The sequence below is a fragment of the Shewanella sp. 38A_GOM-205m genome (genome assembly GCF_000518445.1).
Classification (GTDB): Bacteria; Pseudomonadota; Gammaproteobacteria; order Enterobacterales; family Shewanellaceae; genus Shewanella; species Shewanella algae.
In genome coordinates this window covers 73,605-90,933 of sequence record NZ_JADP01000025.1, presented here as the reverse complement: position 1 = coordinate 90,933, position 17,329 = coordinate 73,605, and the positions used below count along the sequence as shown (strand labels likewise).

General features: G+C 53.6%; 14 protein-coding genes and 1 rRNA gene. 8 read left to right on the top strand and 7 right to left on the bottom strand.

The window, feature by feature from the left end; translation table 11 throughout:
- From N512_RS0114665 to N512_RS0114645, 5 genes are all read right to left on the bottom strand, one after another.
- A 16S ribosomal RNA gene (locus tag N512_RS0114665) occupies positions 1-221 on the bottom strand; the annotation flags it as partial.
- Between the two features lie 326 nt (positions 222-547).
- The gene (gmhB, locus tag N512_RS0114660) at positions 548-1,102 is read right to left on the bottom strand and encodes a D-glycero-beta-D-manno-heptose 1,7-bisphosphate 7-phosphatase (protein WP_028780820.1); all 555 of its coding nucleotides are present in this window, start codon (positions 1,100-1,102) and stop codon (positions 548-550) included.
- A gap of 201 nt (positions 1,103-1,303) precedes the next feature.
- Positions 1,304-1,828 (bottom strand): hypothetical protein, encoded by a 525-nt coding sequence (locus N512_RS0114655; protein WP_028780819.1) that lies wholly within the window; start codon positions 1,826-1,828, stop codon positions 1,304-1,306.
- A gap of 3 nt (positions 1,829-1,831) precedes the next feature.
- Positions 1,832-3,955, bottom strand: a complete 2,124-nt coding sequence (locus N512_RS0114650) for an aldehyde ferredoxin oxidoreductase (protein WP_028780818.1) — start codon at positions 3,953-3,955, stop codon at positions 1,832-1,834.
- Positions 3,956-3,969: 14 nt separating this feature from the next.
- On the bottom strand, positions 3,970-4,614 hold the full coding sequence (locus N512_RS0114645) for a 4Fe-4S dicluster domain-containing protein (protein ID WP_025011103.1): 645 nt from the start codon (positions 4,612-4,614) through the stop codon (positions 3,970-3,972).
- 340 nt (positions 4,615-4,954) lie between these two features.
- Between N512_RS0114645 and N512_RS0114640 the strand changes: the two genes are divergently transcribed.
- The gene (locus N512_RS0114640; RefSeq protein ID WP_028780817.1) at positions 4,955-7,282 is read left to right on the top strand and encodes an OmcA/MtrC family decaheme c-type cytochrome; all 2,328 of its coding nucleotides are present in this window, start codon (positions 4,955-4,957) and stop codon (positions 7,280-7,282) included.
- Positions 7,283-7,363: 81 nt separating this feature from the next.
- Here the strand turns inward: N512_RS0114640 and N512_RS0114635 are convergent, their stop codons facing one another.
- Positions 7,364-8,635, bottom strand: a complete 1,272-nt coding sequence (locus tag N512_RS0114635; RefSeq protein ID WP_028780816.1) for an NAD(P)/FAD-dependent oxidoreductase — start codon at positions 8,633-8,635, stop codon at positions 7,364-7,366.
- Between the two features lie 187 nt (positions 8,636-8,822).
- Here N512_RS0114635 and N512_RS0114630 point away from each other — a divergent pair, with 187 nt between their 5' ends.
- The 5 genes from N512_RS0114630 (at position 8,823) to N512_RS0114610 (ending at position 14,413) form a co-directional block, all read left to right on the top strand.
- Complete coding sequence (locus tag N512_RS0114630; RefSeq protein WP_028780815.1) at positions 8,823-9,737, top strand: dihydrodipicolinate synthase family protein; 915 nt, start codon at positions 8,823-8,825, stop codon at positions 9,735-9,737.
- A gap of 26 nt (positions 9,738-9,763) precedes the next feature.
- Positions 9,764-10,765: a 4-hydroxyproline epimerase gene (locus tag N512_RS0114625; protein ID WP_028780814.1), complete on the top strand. Its 1,002-nt coding sequence runs from the start codon at positions 9,764-9,766 to the stop codon at positions 10,763-10,765.
- Between the two features lie 63 nt (positions 10,766-10,828).
- Positions 10,829-12,460, top strand: a complete 1,632-nt coding sequence (locus N512_RS0114620) for an aldehyde dehydrogenase (NADP(+)) (protein WP_037475173.1) — start codon at positions 10,829-10,831, stop codon at positions 12,458-12,460.
- Between the two features lie 117 nt (positions 12,461-12,577).
- Positions 12,578-13,249, top strand: a complete 672-nt coding sequence (locus N512_RS0114615) for a GntR family transcriptional regulator (protein WP_025011106.1) — start codon at positions 12,578-12,580, stop codon at positions 13,247-13,249.
- 87 nt (positions 13,250-13,336) lie between these two features.
- Positions 13,337-14,413, top strand: a complete 1,077-nt coding sequence (locus tag N512_RS0114610; protein WP_028780812.1) for a ketoacyl-ACP synthase III — start codon at positions 13,337-13,339, stop codon at positions 14,411-14,413.
- 107 nt (positions 14,414-14,520) lie between these two features.
- Here N512_RS0114610 and N512_RS0114605 read toward each other — a convergent pair whose 3' ends face one another.
- A complete protein-coding gene (locus N512_RS0114605) occupies positions 14,521-16,092 on the bottom strand; it encodes a mechanosensitive ion channel family protein (protein ID WP_028780811.1) in 1,572 nt (523 codons plus the stop codon).
- A gap of 512 nt (positions 16,093-16,604) precedes the next feature.
- Here N512_RS0114605 and N512_RS24420 point away from each other — a divergent pair.
- Complete coding sequence (locus N512_RS24420) at positions 16,605-16,778, top strand: hypothetical protein (RefSeq protein WP_093983382.1); 174 nt, start codon at positions 16,605-16,607, stop codon at positions 16,776-16,778.
- A gap of 314 nt (positions 16,779-17,092) precedes the next feature.
- Positions 17,093-17,329, top strand: a complete 237-nt coding sequence (locus tag N512_RS0114595; RefSeq protein ID WP_037437240.1) for a hypothetical protein — start codon at positions 17,093-17,095, stop codon at positions 17,327-17,329.

Genomic DNA, 17,329 nt, shown 5'->3' with positions numbered 1-17,329 from the left:
GCAAGGCCCGAAGGTCCCCTGCTTTCCCCCGTAGGGCGTATGCGGTATTAGCAGTCGTTTCCAACTGTTATCCCCCACAAATGGGCAAATTCCCAGGCATTACTCACCCGTCCGCCGCTCGTCATCTTCAAAAGCAAGCTTTTGAAATGTTACCGCTCGACTTGCATGTGTTAGGCCTGCCGCCAGCGTTCAATCTGAGCCATGATCAAACTCTTCAATTAAAGTTTTGGTTGAACCCGAAGGTTCTGCTCAATGAATTCTGTTCGTATGAACACTCTTCATCGAGTTAAATCGTTTGTCGATTTCTCAATGCCTGTGAGTGTCCACACAGATTGCTTGATAGATTGTTAAAGAGCAAAAGAAGCCAGCCAAGCATTTCAACTTAAAGCATTCGATGCTTGAATCTTTGACTTCCAGACCCTGTCGCGGGTCAGTGGTTGCGCATTATAGGGAGCCTGAATTTTTGCGCAACCCCCAAAAGGCGATTTTTCTTACCAAAGCCTTCAAGTGTTCACTATTGCGCCAAGACGCTTGGTAATCGACCAACTCAGGCCTGTGATGCCAAATATTGGGGGACATCGGCAATGCTATCCAGTACTACGCTCGCCTCATCCATGGCTTCCTGAGTCACCTCTTTGCCACTTCTGACCAGGATCCGCACCGGGATCCCCGCCGCTTTGGCGGCGCGCATATCATCGGCCTTGTCACCGACCATTACACTGGCAGCAAGATCCAACTTAAGAAAACTGGCAGCACTATTGATCATTCCGGCCTTGGGTTTACGGCAGTCACAATCCTGCTTGTATTCACCTATGCCCTTCTCCGGATGGTGCGGGCAGTAATAGATACCATCGAGATCCACGCCCTTGTCGGCAAAGTTCCAATCCATCCATTCGGTCAGGCTGGCAAACTGCTCTTCAGTGTAGAGCCCACGGGCAATCCCTGACTGATTGGTCACCACCACCAGCTTATAGCCTTGTCGTTTCAACGCCAGGCAAGCATCGAAGATGCCTTCGATATATTCAAAATCATCTATTTGGTGCACATAGCCGTGATCGACATTGATTACACCGTCTCTATCCAAAAAAACCGCTCGGTTCACTGTTTGCCTCCCAGAAAGCGAATGGCGATATTATTCCACTCATTGGGGCAAAATGCACTGTGGTAACAAACTTATGTCGTGGGCTTCAGGACATAGGATAAGAAAAACCCGGGCATTCAGGCCCGGGGTGGGAGATGGGCGCTGACCCCGGGTGCCTGATGTTCGGGAGCACGCCCGCAGGGAGACATCAGACTTCCGGGCTCAGCATGACCATTCAAACGGGTCGTAGTCTGCAAGCACTCTGGCATATTCAGGACTCAGGCCATCGGTAGAAAAGTAATACCCCTTGCCATCGCGGCCGGTGTCATAACGTATGTCGTCATATTCCGGCATCGCCAGCAACTGTTGTCGCAGCGCCTGCTGCGCTTCGGCATCCAGGCTGTAAGGAGGATACCCCAAAACTGAAGCCTCAAGCACAGCGGTATGGCGACAACTGGTTTCGCGTATCTGCTGCGCCAGGGTCGCGGCAACCTCCCCGCGTTGCAGTGCCAACCAACGGTTGGCATAGCTGTCTACCATGTAACGGTCTGAATAGAAGAAGTGCTCATCCTCAGATATGCGCATCTTCAGATCCCTGTGTTCAGGCGCCAGGATCAAACGGATATATTCTTGCACCGCATCCACAGTCTTCTCTGAGTCATCCCCCGCCACAGCCAACAGCTGTGGCAGGGAAACCAGGCGTCCGTGTTGGCTGAACAACCGGATAAAGTCCACCAGTTCCAGCATGGCTTATCCCGGCAACAAGCCACGGGCCTCCAGCGCATCGGCGGCGTAACCCAGGCCGAATTTTTCCAGGGTTGATCTCAGTGGTGCCCCGGTTTGCCTGTCCCAACCAAAATCGTCATAGAACATATCCAACGCCTTTTGAATATCGTCCCTGTCCATCTTGATGGTGCCTTCATCGCCAAAAGCCTTGTCGGGGTCCAGGTCGTAAACCCAGTCGCAAAGCACATCGTGCTCATTGCGCATATTCATCTCATTCATTTGAATGATGGTCAGCGCTCGGTGCAGATGTAGTACCCGCTCGGCCATAAAGTCGAGCTCAGTCTCAGTCACTTCCTTGCCTGTGACCAGAGAGAACATCTGGGATTCTATGGTGCTGTCTCCGCGGTAGTTGCGATTCTTGTCCGGCGAAGCCAGCAAGGGGAACATCCAGTTACAGAGAGTCAATGAATCGTGCAGCACGTTTTTTACCAAAGACCACTTGGCAAACTTAACCTTGGCCGGGTTGATTGGGGTATACCATTTCACCTTATCGAAGGCCCCTTCGCCCCAGAATTCGGCGGCTATGGTTTCTATCATGTCCTGAGGCAAGCCACAGTTAACAATATTGATATGGGAGTGACACTGGGCATCGCGGTTGAACACCATGTTGATCAGGGTGCCCACCTGCCCTGCGGTCTCGCTGGCATGGTGCACGGCGGCGTTGGTCTTCTTATTGAAAATTTTCACCGAGGATTCTTTGTGAATATCCCAATAACCGAGATCCGGGTTACGCCCATCCAGTTTCCAACGCTCAATCAGATCCGACATGCCATCGGCCATATGGGCAATTTCCCCTTCGCGATAGGCGATACGGCGGTAAAAATCGATAAGGAACGCCGGATCTTTCTTGTCCCACAGATCCCAAGGGATGCTGTCAAACTCCTCTTTAGGCAACAGATATTGGAACATATCGTGTTTTTTGAGGTACTTGAACAGGTGCGAAATCAGGCCGTAGTTACACCAGATGCCGTAATCGTCGATCAGGTTGCCACCCAGCGCACCTGTCATAGCGTGCTCTTCCGAGCCCTTCTTGGTATCCATCAGATACTGAGGCGCCAGGAATCCCATACAGACGTTGGAGATATGCTCGCTCTTGCGACCATATTTCTGTTTCAGCTCAGGCACCTTGAGCTCACAGAAGCAGCGAATGGGGCAGGCATGACAACCACCGGTGCGCTTCATCCACTTGTTGGCGTACTCTTCACCGAAGTACATCTCGGCCATTGAGGTACGGAAGCCTACCTTGTTACGTTCATTCCAGGGTACCTCGCCCAGCTCAATCTGCTGATCCGACTGCCCCCATTTGAGCCCGGGACGCGCCTTCCAGCGGCTGATACCATTGGAATATTCGGCCCAGGACTGCGGAGTAGAAGGCACAACCCCTTGGTTATTGGCGCCTATAATCCCCAGAATATGGTCATCGAGCCGACGCATATTGGCATTATCGGCGGCAATGGCCACGGCCCCTGTACCTATGATGCCTATCCCTTTGAAGTTTTTTGACCCGAGCACGGCGCCATGGCCTCCGGCTGAGTGTCCACCTTGAGTCATAATCACTGACAGCGGCACCTGATTCTCCCCCGCCTGGCCTATGGCAGCCACCTGGGCATTGGGGCCCATCATTTCAGCTATCATGGCGTGGGTATCAAAAATCCCCTTGCCCCAGAGCGCGGCAGCCGATTCCAGCGTGACTTTGCCGTCTTCAACCCTGAGCCATACCGGTGCGGCGGCGCGGCCTTCAATGGCGATGGCATCAAATCCGGCATATTTCATTGCCGGTGAAAAGTGACCACCGAAATGTCCATCAGAAATCAGATGATCTTTAATCACCGGGCTGCGGGAAGTTATAGTAGTACGACCGGTACAGATCACCCCAGAACCGGTTAGCGGGCCGGCGGAGAATACAATAATATTTTCAGGATCTGTGGCCTTGATATTATCTTTATGGCCATCCCAAAGGATCTTGTAGCCTATCCCCATACCACCTATATAGTCATGATATTTATTTGTTGATTCTGTCGTAATATTGCCGGTTGTTAAATTAACCCTTAATACTTTACCAGCCCATCCGCCAAGTTTATCTGTCATTTTCAATTACCTCATTAACCGATCAGGCCAGTATATTTTTCATATTGTTCGAGCGCGGCTTCCGCCTGTTCCCAGGTATAGAATTTAATCGCACCTGTCGGACAAACCTGAGCACAGGCCGGCTCGCCCTGACACAGGTCGCATTTCACGGCTTTCATTTTGCTGCGTACGACTTTAATCACTTGTTGTGGACATTTATCGGCGCAATAACCACAGCCAACGCAGCGCTTTTCATCTATCACTTTAGCGCCGGTTTCCGGATGAGTTGAAATGGCCTGCTGCGGACATACCTGTGTACAAACTTCACAATGACGACAGGTGGCAGGCACCACAGTGCGATCGCCGCATTCCCCCCGCTGCTCTGTGTAATTAAACTGCACACCATGAGGCCCATAGTTCATGTTGTGTTCGACTTTGACCCTTGCCAGGGTTGGGCTGCAATCGCCTTCATGGTTCCAGCCACAGGCGATTTCACAGCGACGGCAACTGACGCAGATAACCGGATTAACCACCATCAAACCACCGGGTAACACCTCAACCTTTTCATCGCTGTCATTGTCACTGCCACAACCGGTAAGAAAGCTGATGAGCGTTCCACCATAGACAGTGCCTACGGCTGCCCCCATACTCCCTTTCAGCATTCCTCGTCTGGTAATCATATTGCGTTCCTTAATTAGTTTAAGAAATATTATTTAAATATGCATACACCAAATACCCGACAATTCATGCTAATTAAATCCAGACATTTTTTCCCAATCTGAGTCACATTTACTCACAGGCTAACAGACCAAACTCATTAACTAAAACTCAAATCAAATATTAATTTTTCACTCTTTCAAAAATCAGAAAAAACAACTTAGACCAAACCTACGCTTATCAGTTATAGCTGGAACAAATTGACGATGGTCACAGATAAATTATTCAAATTAAATAGATTAAGGCCTGCATACATTCCTAATTAGACATCCCGACAGAATCTAAAACATAAAGGAATGGGAAATGATGAAATTCAAGCCTAAAAACGCCTGGTGGAAACTATCCCCACTGGTGGTTTGCTTATTGGCTGCATGTTCCGATGGCGATGACGGCCAGGTGGGTCCTCCGGGAGAAGTGGGGATCAATATTGCCAAAGCCAAATCACTGCAGGCCAATATCGAAGCCGTAACCATAGATGAGCAAACCCGGGTTTCGGTCGACTTTTTCTTAAGCGACGCCAACGGCGTTGCCGTGACCGGACTGGAACAACTGGAGCAGGTATCAGCCTTGGCCATGGGCATAGCCAAGCTGGGCAGTGCTCAACCCATGTACGGCGATACAAGGCCAGCAGAGGGGCGCTATGAGATAAGCCGCGCTCCCCAATGGATAAGCTATATCAATAAACTGGTTGAGCCGGGTACAGGTGCCACAGCCCAGGCCGCAGCGCAGTGGCAAGCCGGGATTGAGAGTGACTGCAAACTCGACTGCCTACAGAGCCTGGGCCAGGGGCGTTACCGCTATCAATTCAGCAAGGCGCTCAATCAATACCCAAGCTTTGAAGGGCTCAATACCCACTACGAAAGTGACAAGACTCACAGGGTCTATCTGGAACTCAAGCCCGCTGCAGACAGCTCACTGAGCAGCATGCTGATCAACAGTGTCTATGACTTTATTCCGGCAACCGGCCAAGCCGCCGCTGCCGAAGACAGCCGGGTATTGATAGATCAGCAGCAGGCCTGCTATCGCTGCCACGGCAGTGACAGGGATAACAGTGAGGCGCGTTTGTTGATGCACGGCAGCAAGCGTTTTGCCTTTGAAGGCTGCGTCATGTGTCACACCAGTTACTCGGGCGACCCAGAAACCGGCTCGGCGCTTGATATGGCGACCCTGACTCACAAAATTCACCATGGCGAGTACAAGGTCGTTGGCTATCAGGGCCATGAATATGACTACAGCCAATTGCACTATCCCGGTGATATCAAGGATTGTAACAGCTGTCATATTCCCGATGCGGCGCCGCAGGCCAACCACTACTTTATTCCCGGCAATAACAGCTGCCTGAGCTGCCACAGTAAGGATGCCCCCGAGGGCTGGAATGGTAGCGCCAGTGCTTTATTCCACGATAGAGAACTCTTCCCCAGAGGCTGGCAACAAAGCTGCTCAGGCTGCCATCCGGATGCCAGCAACCCAGAGGGCGCGGGTAAAATCCACCTGAGCCTTGAAAGGACAAGCAAACTCATCAAACAGGAGTATGCCTTTGCGCTTTCCTCCGCCGCTATTGATGGCGACAAGCTGAGTATCAGCCTGGATTTTCGCAGCCAAGGCCGTCTGCCTGCAGACGATCCGGCCATAGAGTCATTGTGGTTAACGGTCAGTGGCGATCCCGAACCTGCCAATCGCCCGCTCAACAACGGTCAGCGCAAAATTTGGAATTTGGCCAACCCTGGGGCCGATGTCAGCCTGGCCATGCAGGGACACAGCCTCAGCGCTGCCATAGGCCCGCTTCAGGCAGCGGACTTTGGTGAGCCGGACAAGACTCGGGTGCAAGCCAAACTGCTTGTCTGCGCCGATCCCGCGACAGGCTTTGCTGTGGCTTGTGATACAAGCGCTACCCGCATCGAGGTGATTGCCGATAACCCCTTGTCACTCACAGGCTCTGCGGCGAGTAATAAAGCCCTTGCCGATGAGGCTGCCTGTCGGCGCTGTCATGACAGCGACATGCAGCAGCGGGTTGTCAGCGCTCATACTCTGGCGAGCCGCTTCCAGCCGGGCAATGACAGCTGCGGCAGTTGTCATGCGCCTCAAGGAGCTACGGCCCTGACCGACAAGAGCTGCAACGACTGCCACAACAATGGCACTAACATGTACCTGAATGCCGGACTGAAACACACTCCTGGCATGGATCAAATAAAAGCGATCCGTACCCTGAACAACAGTCTGAACTACAGGGAAATGGTGCATTCGCTGCACAGTGGTACCCGCACTGTGGCCGGAATGGGCGCCGACAGAGAGGCGGCCACCTATCCGAAACCGGCCAGTGATTGCCGCGCCTGTCATATCAAGGGCCAGCTTACGCTGGATGGCCTGAGTCAGAGCGCCTCCGTGTTGGTTGCCACTCCCGGCGCAACCGAGAAAGGCCAAATCGCCGAGTATTCTCCCACGGTTGCAGCCTGTGGTGGCTGTCATATCCAAGTGGAAAAATGGGCCAGCCATGCCGAAGCCTTCGGCGGTGTTTTCCGCAAAGATGCCAGCGGCGGCCCTGTCTATCAGAGTGGCAGCGAGAGCTGCGCCGTTTGTCACGCCGAGGGACGTAATACCGGCGTCGACATGATGCACGGCCTCAAAGACTGACCCACTCGCTCCCATTGGCAAAAACGGCGCCTCGGCGCCGTTTTTCTATGTTTGCATTTGAATGTGAACAGGCTCCCGGGCTCAAAACCTGTCAATCCGGTAAGGATGCAGTGATAACGCCGGCTCGTCACCATCAAACTCGCTGGCCAGCAACTCTGCCGTTATCGCCGCCCAGGTCAGCCCAAGATGTTGATGACCAAAGGCAAACCAAACGCCCTTCTGCTTCAAGCTCGCTCCCAGTATCGGCAAACTATCCGGCAAAGAGGGTCTGAACCCCATCCAGCGCTCACCTTGTTCGGCACTGGCAGAGGAAAATACCTTTGGCAGCAGCGCCTGGGCATGGGGCAGCAAACAATCGGCCCTGGAGGGATCCATGGGCGCCTTGAGCCCGCCGAACTCCACAGTGCCGGCCAAACGGGTACCGCCGCGCATTGGGGTAATGATAAACTTACGCTCGAACGACGCCACAGGGCGAGACAAACCGCTGACTTGCGGCATCATCAGGTGGTAGCCGCGTTCGGTATCCAGCGGCACCTCATGGCCCAATTGCTGCGCCAGGGGTTTGGACCAGGCGCCGCAGCAGAGCAATAGTCTGTCGCAGTGCCAGGATTGCCCCTGACTGTCACCGAGGCGGACACCTTGCTTGTCCGGCTGCAATTTATCGATCTCGGCGCGCAGCACCTGCCCACCGAGTGCCTTGAAGTGCAACTCCAAACGCTTGCAGAGTTCAAAAGGTGATGGCGTATGCGCCACCTCAGTGAAAAACAGTGCAGCCTTGATATTGCCGGACAGCGAAGGCTCAAGCCGCCTGACTTCATCACCACTCAATAGCTTCACCGCCACACTGGCCTTGGTATAGGCCTCAAACTCCTGCCGGGCCGCTTTTTCATCCCGCTCGAACAACAGCAGGCTGCCGTTTTCACACATCAACTCGCTGGCCTCGGCTTGTGCCAGCAACCGACGCATGGCGCCTATGGCTTCACGGTTCAAAGCCGCGATCGCCGCACCATTTTTACGTCGCTTGGCGGGCAACATATTGGCCATAAAGCGGCAAAACCAAGGCAAGGCTTTGAAAAAATACCCGGGACGGATCCGAAACGGGCCTTGCGGGTCCAGCAACATTCCAGGGAGCCGAGGCACAAGAGAGAAAGACGCCAGCGGAAACATCTGCTCGGTGGCAAAATGTCCGGCATTACCGAAAGAGGCCCCTCGCCCCGGCTCATCTTTATCCAACAGGCTCACCTTGAATCCCTGCTTTTGCGCGGCTATGGCGCAGCAAAGCCCGACTATGCCGCCCCCTAAAACCGTCAGTTCTCCCTTTGAGGACACTGTGCCATCTTGTTTGCTGTTCATCTGTTTTCTCCCTGCGCCGGGCAGCCAAAAGCCTTAAATAACGAAACGCTTTTCCCAATCACCACGATCACTGATTGTGTTTAGTTAAATATTTTTGTATACAATATACTTTATCTCTGACAATATCCACAGCTGTTAGCCCGCAAGGGATAAAGAACAACAACTAAATCAACAAGAGGTCTGTACCATGAAACCAAACTGGCAAGGGGTGTATCCTGCAATTTCAACCCAATTCAATGCCGATGGCTCAATCAACTTTGACTCCAATCGCCGTATGCTGGAAGCCCTGATCCACGACGGTATTGACGGCATCATAGCGCTGGGCACTGTGGGCGAGAACGCCTCTCTGAGCGCGGCCGAGAAGCGCGCCTTTATCAAACATACAGTCGAAACCGTCGCCGGGCGAATTCCGGTGATCTCCGGCTGCACCGAGCACAGTGCCGAGCAAGCTGCCGAATACGCCAAAGATGTGGCCGCTCTTGGTGTCGATGGCCTGATGTTATTGCCCGCCGTGGTTTATCGCGGCACAGACAGAGAAGTGCTGGCGCATTACCGCCACGTTGCCCGCGCAACCCCCCTGCCCATCATGATCTACAACAACCCGGTGAGCTATGGAGTGGACATCAATTTGGAAATGACCGCCGAACTCGCCAAAGAGCCCAACATAGTCGCCATTAAGGAATCGACTACAGACACCCGCCGTCTGACCGAACTGCAGAGCCGCTTCGGCGACCGTTTCATCGTCTTTTGCGGTGTCGATGATATTGCCCTCGAGTCACTGCTTCTGGGAGCTGATGGCTGGATATCCGGCCTGACAAATGTCTTCCCGAGAGAGTCTGTTACCTTATACCGCCTGGCCCGCGCCGGCCGACTGCAGGAAGCCAGAGAGCTGTATCGCTGGTTTATGCCGCTGCTGAGACTGGACACCATCCCGACTCTGGTACAGTGCATCAAGCTGGCCGAAGAACTGGTGGGACGCGGCAGTGAACATGTACGCATGCCAAGATTGCCTCTGGAAGGCGAAGATCGCGCCTATGTACAGCAACTGCTTGAGCAGGCACTGACAACGCGCATAGACCTCGACAAGTACAATCTGGACTGAGCCAAGAGCGGCACCAAGGAGAACTTATGCTCAAAGGGACTTTTTTCTGTATCGATGCCCACACCTGTGGCAACCCGGTACGCCTGGTAACCAGTGGCCATCCTGAACTTAAGGGCCAGACCATGAGCGAAAAACGCCAGCATTTTCTCTCGCAGTTTGACTGGATCCGTCAGGCGTTGATGTTCGAACCCAGAGGCCATGACATGATGTCCGGTGCTTTTCTTTACCCGCCCTGCTCGGCCGATGCCGACGGCTCTATTCTGTTTATCGAAACCAGTGGCTGCCTGCCCATGTGCGGCCATGGCACCATAGGCACAGTCACCGCCGCACTGGAAGCCGGCTTGTTGACGCCGCGCCGGGAAGGTGAACTGCTGCTCGATGTGCCCGCAGGCCAAATACGCATCGAGTATCAACGCAGTGGCGCCAAAGTCGACTGGGTGAAGCTCTACAACGTTGCCGCTTATCTCGCCCATGCGGATAAAGTCATCGACGTACCCGGCCTTGGCTGCCTCAAGGTCGATGTGGCCTACGGCGGCAACTTTTACGTAATAGTGGATCCGCAAGAAAACTTTCCCGGACTCAGGCAATGGAGCGCCGCCGATATTCTGCGCTGGAGCCCACTGGTACGGGAAGCGGCCAGGGCGCAGCTCGAATGTGTTCACCCGGATGACGCCACAGTTCAGGGCATCAGTCATGTACTGTGGACAGGCGATTGTCTGAGCCCGGAATCCAATGGCGCCAATGCGGTGTTTTACGGTGACAAGGCGATAGACAGATCGCCCTGCGGCACAGGTACCAGTGCCAGGATGGCGCAGCTGCACGCCAAAGGCCTGCTCAACGCGGGAGACAGTTACACCCATGAATCCATCATTGGCAGCCAGTTTATCGGCCGTATAGAAGGCACCACCCGCGTCGGCCAGTTCGAGGCTATTTTGCCCAGTATTCAAGGCTGGGCCAGAGTCACCGGGCACAACAGTATCCTGGTTGATGATGAGGACCCTTACGCCTATGGATTCCAGGTGCTGTGAGCTGTCATCACAGTCAACACTGGATAGCCCAGACTCAAGTGCCCACACATTAAAGGAGACCCCATGACAACAGAGATCCCCAATCGCCGTGAGGCGCTCGTCAAAGAGTTAGCGTCACAACTGACCGGCCAACATCTAATCGCCGGACAATGGCAGAGTGAGACAGATGTCGAACGGTTTCAAAGCCTGGACCCGGTCGCCAATCAAACGCTGGCGCTCAGTTTCGCTGAAGCCAGCGAGCGCCAGATAGATGCGGCAGTCACAGCGGCCGGTGCCGCCTTTGTTCAGTACCGGCAAACACGGCCGCAAGCCAGGGCCGCCTTCCTGGAGGCCATCGCCACCGAGCTTGAAAACGACAGCGTGCTTATCACGGCGGCGGCCATGCTGGAATCCGGCCTGCCACAAGCGCGGATAAACGGCGAACTTGGCCGCACCGCCAATCAGCTCAGGCTGTTCGCATCAGAGCTCAGAGAGACGCCAAGTCCTCTGTTGATAGACAAAGCCAACCCCGAGCGCACGCCGCTGCCCAAACCCGAACTCAGATTGACACAGCTGCCTCTCGGGCCGGTTGCCGTATTCGGTGCCTCCAACTTCCCGCTGGCATTTTCCACCGTCGGCGGTGACAGTGCCTCGGCACTGGCAGCCGGTTGCCCCGTGATTGTCAAGGGCCATCCTGCACACCCGGCCACCAGTGAACTGGTGGCCCGCGCCATTGCCCGCGCTACCTCTCGCTGCGATATGCCAAGCGCCGTATTTTCCCTATTGCAGGGACGCAGGCCAGAGCTATCGACTGGCTTGGTATCTCACAGCGGTATTCAGGCAGTAGGCTTTACCGGCTCATTCAAGGTAGGGAGGCTCCTGGCCGATTGCTGCGCCGCCAGAGCCAAACCCATTCCCTTTTATGGCGAACTGGGCTCAATCAACCCACAGCTGCTGCTGCCGGGTAAATTGCAAACCGAGGCAGAAACCCTCGCCGGCCATCAACATCAGTCGATGTTGATGGCTCAGGGGCAATTCTGTACCAGCCCCGGGCTTATTCTGGCATTGGCCGACAGCGAATTCAGCCAAAAAGCCCTTGCGCGTTACCGTAGCGTCCTGAGTCAGGCTATCACTGAAACCGAGGCGGCTCCCATGTTAACCCCGGGAATTGCCGAGTCATTTCAAACCCGGAGCAAGCAGCTGCTCGCCAATCCGGCCCTTGAATTGCTGGCTCAGGGTAAAGCCGCCGCGGCGCTGCATCATACCCGACCACTATTGCTGGAAACCGGCGCCGAGAGCTTGCTTGCCAACCCTGATCTAATGGAAGAAGTGTTCGGCCCCTTCGCCCTGTTGGTGACGGCCAAAAGTGAAGCCGAACTGCACGCTGTGATCCAGGCGTTCGATGGCCAGTTAACCGCCAGTGTCCATGCCACCAGCAGCGACTTACAAGGTTATCCGGACGTTTTGGAGGCGCTGCAATACAAGGTAGGAAGACTGATTTTTAATCAGATGCCAACGGGCGTCGAGGTTTGCCATGCCATGAACCATGGTGGCCCCTTCCCTGCCAGCACAGATCTGCGCAGTACCTCGGTAGGCACTCAGGCAATGGCGCGTTTTCTCAGGCCTTTGAGTCTGCAAAACCTGCCTCCTGAGCTGACAATCAGCTTCAACCAGGGGCAAGTTTCGGATAAACACCCAGGCGCACGCTACTTCTAAAGCACATCTTGCACGGCATTGCAGAGGGGAACCCAAGTGGTTTCCCTTTATTTATCTGAGCATTCGCTGTAGTCTTATTCGGATCAAAACCGAATAACGTATACAAAGACGGGATCTATGAGCCGAACTACGCCCATCGTTCATAAAACGCGCACCCAGGTTGTGGTCGAAGTGCTGCGGGAGAAAATTCTTTCAGGTGAAATCGCAGCTGGCGAACCGCTGCGTCAGAGCGCTCTGGCAGAAGAGATGAATGTCAGCCGGATTCCGGTCAGGGAAGCCCTTTTGCAACTGGAAGCCGAAGGCTTGGTCAAGTTTGAAGCCCATAAAGGCGCCACGGCTACCGAATTGTCGGTGGAGCAAGTCAGCGAGTTATTTGAACTCAGAGCACTGATTGAAACTGATCTCCTTGCCAAAGCCATTCCAAACCTGCAGGATGAAGATCTGCGTCAGGCCGAAGCCGTACTGGACAAACTGGAATCCGCCTTTAAACAGGATAATGCCGTGGGCAGCTGGAGCGAACTCAACACAGAGTTCCACACAAGTTTGTACCGCGCCGCCAACCGTCCCCACACCATGGAAGTCGTACATGGTCTGAACACCAACTGTGATCGCTATATTCGCTTACAGTTGTTGCTGACAGGTGGGATCCCCAGAGCCGAGCAGGATCACAGGGATCTGCTGCAATTATGTCGGCAAAAGAAAATAGATGAGGCCGTGGTCCTGCTGAGGGCCCACATACTGCACGCTGCCAACGCCATTCGTGAATTGGTAGCCCAACAGGTGAGCTGAAAAATCACGACCCTTTCCAAGCAATAGCGCTTTAGTTGTCCAAAAGACAGATCTGGCTTCTGTCTTTTTATTTTGAGAGTAAATTCAATGCAGTACGCCACTATTACCGGCTGGGGAAAGTGCGTTCCCCCCGCCGTACTGACCAATCATGATCTGGCCACCTTTATCGACACTTCCGATGAATGGATTAAACCCAGAACAGGGATCAGCCAGCGCCATATCAGCCACGTCAACACCTCGGAATTGGCCACTGTAGCCGCTCAGCATGCGCTGGCCGCCGCCGGCATCGAAGGCAGCGAACTGGACATGATTATCCTGGCGACCGCCAGCCCGGACACACTGATCCCCAACATAGCCTCAACAGTACAGGCCAATGTCGGCGCCAACTGTGCCGCCTTTGACATCAACGCCGCTTGCAGTGGCTTTCTCTACGGGGTTGGCTTGGCAACCGCTCAAATCAAGAGTGGTCAATGCAAGAAAGTCCTGGTGGTCGGCGCCGAACGTCTGAGTTTCTACCTCGACTGGTCAAGAAGAGAAACCGCGGTACTGTTCGGTGATGGTGCAGGTGCCGTGGTACTGGAAGCGACAGACAGCCCATGTGGCGTACTGGGCTATGAACTTAACAATGATCCAGGTGGCCGCGACATTCTCAAAGCCAGCTTTGGTACAGGCATGGACAGATTTGTTGCCGAGTCACTGGACTTCTACATCCAATTCGATGGCCAGGAGATCTTCAAACGCGCCATCAACGGCATGGGCAAACTCAGCGCCCAGGTGTTGGAGAAGTGTGGTCTGGACAAAGAGGAAGTTGATTGGGTTATCCCCCATCAGGCCAACGAGAGGATCATCGACACTCTGGTACACAGAATGAAGATCCCCAAAGAGAAGGCCTTCGTCAACATAGCCAACTATGGCAACACTTCGGCAGCCACCATTCCTATTGCCATCTGTGATGCGTTGGAAAAAGGCATGATCAAGCCAGGACAACATATTCTTTCCTGTGCCTTTGGTGCCGGCCTCACCAGCGCCGCCTTGCTGCTGAAATGGGGTGATAGAGTCACGCCGCTGAAGCAGAGCGATGCCAGCCTGCCGCCATGTGAGCAGACAGGTATTGAGCTGGTAAAACGCGCGGTAGACTATTTCTGCCATCGCGATAAGGCCTGAGATAAAGCCTGAGTCGAATGACCTGTTTAAAAAAACGGTGCCGTGGGCACCGTTTTTTATTGTCATTGTCTATAGGCTTTAGCCTCTGCCGTTTTCAATCTTGGGCATCAGGCCGAAACCGGCCATACGGGCACCATCTTGCTGCCGTGCTCGGCGACAATCGCCATTATCCCCAGCTGCAACTCCTCGGCGACTTCCTGATAAACCGGTAAACTAGTGGTGCCGACATAGGCCAGTACATTCAACTCTAGCCCGGCGTTGCCAAAACCCTTGAAAGTGACCCGCATCGGTGATTCGTCCACTTTCTCATGCTGCTTTAGCAAGGCTTTGATATCATTGATTATCGCCTGCAGCTGTTTGGCATCCGTGCTGTAATCGAGACGTATCTCTGTCTTAAAACGGATTTTCTCCCGCTCTGAAATATTCTCTATCTCCATTTCGGCCAACTTGGCGTTGGGCATATGAATGACAGAACGATCCAGAGTTCTGATGCGGGTACAGCGTAGCCCTATCTCCTCCACTGTGCCGCGAACGCCGCCGAAATTACCGATATTGCCAACCTTGATAGGCGCGGCTGAATAGAGGGTGATGGTGCCAATCAGGTTTTCTATCGACTGTTTCGAGGCCAAAGCGATTGCCAGTCCCCCGATACCCATCCCGGCCAGTATGGTGCCGGCATTAAAACCCAGATGCTCAAGCCATAATAAGGTCGCCAGGCTGAGCAGGGCCACCCGCAGAAAATTTCCAAGAGGTCGCAACAAGGAGGCCGCCTGTTTGTTGCCCTTGGCTATCCAGCGCTCCCTAAGGCTGCTCTGTGCCAGCCCCACCAGCGCCCATATCAACCAAACTGTGGCCAGAATAAAGAAAAAGCCTGTGTTGACTATCTCCTGCATAGCGCCACTCAAGGTACTGTTGGCAAGCATGGCTCTATCGAGTGCCACAGCGGCAAAGAATCGCAGAGGGCCACGAATAAAGGCGCCCAATTCAGCCTTGAGCGGGTGTGATGAACGTGAAAGCGGCCATTGCAGCAACCAGGTCACAGGTACCACGAATAAGAACGCCAGCGCCAGATAGGCCAGCATCATGGCCCATTCCCACAGATTCAGGGTAAACAGGCGTCCTTCAGGAATGTGCTCAATAAACCACTCCACCACAGGGCCATAGCCCAAGGCCTGGTAAAGTTTTGGGAGCTTGGCAACCGTGGCATTGGAAACCTTCCACAGACTGCCGTATTCAGAGCTAGGCACCCGCTGCAACAGGAGCTGATAGGCCTTTTTTTCGGCTTCCAAACGGGCAAATCCCTCCCGATAGGCGGGCAGCTTGTCGTCGGTTTTGCCCTCCGGGGTATCATCCAGCTCTTGCGGGTTGAGCCAGAGATTACGCTCGATAATCGCCAGCAACTGCCTGGCATAGAGCGGCCCCTGCTCCGCTGTCATGCCGGTGGGAAGAAAACGCAGATCCAGATACTCGGCCGCGGTTTGGTAATCCCCCTCTCTGGCGTATTGCATAAAGCCCTGCAGGGCGCCTCTGGGGGTATCCCTGAACAAGGGGTCGCGATACTCATAAGCCGCTGCAGCACTTTGCTCGCTTGGCGTTTCCGGTGCAGGTTCGGCCGCCGGACACAACCCAGGCCAGAGCAACAGAATAAATAATCCTATGCCAATCAACACTCTATTCATTAACGCGCTCCTTGCCACTATAAGATAAGGTACCAATCCATCCGGTGTAAGCACTTCAAGCTGTGTTCAAGCCAGAGTACACCAGGGAGCTATTGGCACCTTTAGCAAAAAAGAGTAGCAGAAACATGTAGTTCCGGATATATCGGCTCAGTATTTATACTGCTTGACTTATAGCCAACTGTCGATATAATTGCCGACGATATTAAGGTACCCTCAGCTCGTCCCATCTCGCTCCAGGCCGCTTAAGTAAATTCGTTCAGTTAACAATTCCTGAGTTTAATTGAAATGTCACACAGCTGTGGTGAACTCTGTGCTGCGGCGATGGTCTGATGTTCTACTGACACCCGGAGTGTCTGTATGCACTTCAGTCTGTCGGGGGCTTGATAAAGGCTGACAAACTGGGTACATTCAATAGTCAACCAACGCATCTTTCGCAATAAATGCTAAGGATTTTCTATAGTTAAGATTGTATACGCCAATACCGGCGCTAACAGAAATAAGGAGTGTGGCCTATGTCATACAAAGTAAACGGACATGAAATCACAGTAAATTTCCCTGTAGATTCAATTTCCATCAACAAAAACTCAATCGCCTTTACCGACAGCAAAGGCAAGAAGAAGCAAACCTTCTCAAAGCGTACAGAAACCCTCAAGTTTATGAAGTGGTTGCTGAGCGCCAATAAGTAAGACTGTCGAAATACCCACTCGATACCCCTATCCTCTCACTGTATCGAACGCTCAGGCAGATTGGACTGTTATCCAGCAGCAATCGGGTAGAACATCACATTTGGTCAAGGCCTTTTCCCGTGATCCCGGGAAGCAGCCTGACCAAATGGCGATAAACAGTAAATCAAGCGCCAGATCATTCTCCAACCCTTCCACTTGAATTAAGCTGATGCTTAACAAACTTATCTGTCGGTGTTGCCTTGAATCAATCCATCACAGCCACTAAAAGCAGAGCGACTAAACCCGGCTCCATTAAACCGAATACCACGGAAGCGATGCGCTCATTGCTTAGCGAGATCCGGCGCTGTATTCCACTGGACTTGCCGGAAGCCAGCCTATGCGGCGGGAAATGCCTGGGTTGCTCCAAGAAAATGCTGGAGATGTTGGACACTGAGGTATGCTTTTGGGAGTCCCGTCTCGATGACGAGGTGCCTGGGCTTGCCGATCTCAAATCCTTGCAGCGCTTGGCTGAGCGCACTCATAAGATCCTCAAGCGCAACCAGCTGGTCTGA

What these genes read in the sequence shown, in the direction of transcription:
- N512_RS0114655 (WP_028780819.1), bottom strand. Translation starts at nt 1,828, where the DNA reads ATGCTGGAACTGGTGGACTTTATCCGGTTGTTCAGCCAACACGGACGC.
- N512_RS0114650 (WP_028780818.1), bottom strand. Translation starts at nt 3,955, where the DNA reads ATGACAGATAAACTTGGCGGATGGGCTGGTAAAGTATTAAGGGTTAAT.
- N512_RS0114645 (WP_025011103.1), bottom strand. Translation starts at nt 4,614, where the DNA reads ATGATTACCAGACGAGGAATGCTGAAAGGGAGTATGGGGGCAGCCGTA.
- N512_RS0114640 (WP_028780817.1), top strand. Translation starts at nt 4,955, where the DNA reads ATGATGAAATTCAAGCCTAAAAACGCCTGGTGGAAACTATCCCCACTG.
- N512_RS0114635 (WP_028780816.1), bottom strand. Translation starts at nt 8,635, where the DNA reads ATGAACAGCAAACAAGATGGCACAGTGTCCTCAAAGGGAGAACTGACG.
- N512_RS0114630 (WP_028780815.1), top strand. Translation starts at nt 8,823, where the DNA reads ATGAAACCAAACTGGCAAGGGGTGTATCCTGCAATTTCAACCCAATTC.
- N512_RS0114625 (WP_028780814.1), top strand. Translation starts at nt 9,764, where the DNA reads ATGCTCAAAGGGACTTTTTTCTGTATCGATGCCCACACCTGTGGCAAC.
- N512_RS0114620 (WP_037475173.1), top strand. Translation starts at nt 10,829, where the DNA reads ATGACAACAGAGATCCCCAATCGCCGTGAGGCGCTCGTCAAAGAGTTA.
- N512_RS0114615 (WP_025011106.1), top strand. Translation starts at nt 12,578, where the DNA reads ATGAGCCGAACTACGCCCATCGTTCATAAAACGCGCACCCAGGTTGTG.
- N512_RS0114610 (WP_028780812.1), top strand. Translation starts at nt 13,337, where the DNA reads ATGCAGTACGCCACTATTACCGGCTGGGGAAAGTGCGTTCCCCCCGCC.
- N512_RS0114605 (WP_028780811.1), bottom strand. Translation starts at nt 16,092, where the DNA reads ATGAATAGAGTGTTGATTGGCATAGGATTATTTATTCTGTTGCTCTGG.
- N512_RS24420 (WP_093983382.1), top strand. Translation starts at nt 16,605, where the DNA reads ATGTCATACAAAGTAAACGGACATGAAATCACAGTAAATTTCCCTGTA.
- N512_RS0114595 (WP_037437240.1), top strand. Translation starts at nt 17,093, where the DNA reads ATGCGCTCATTGCTTAGCGAGATCCGGCGCTGTATTCCACTGGACTTG.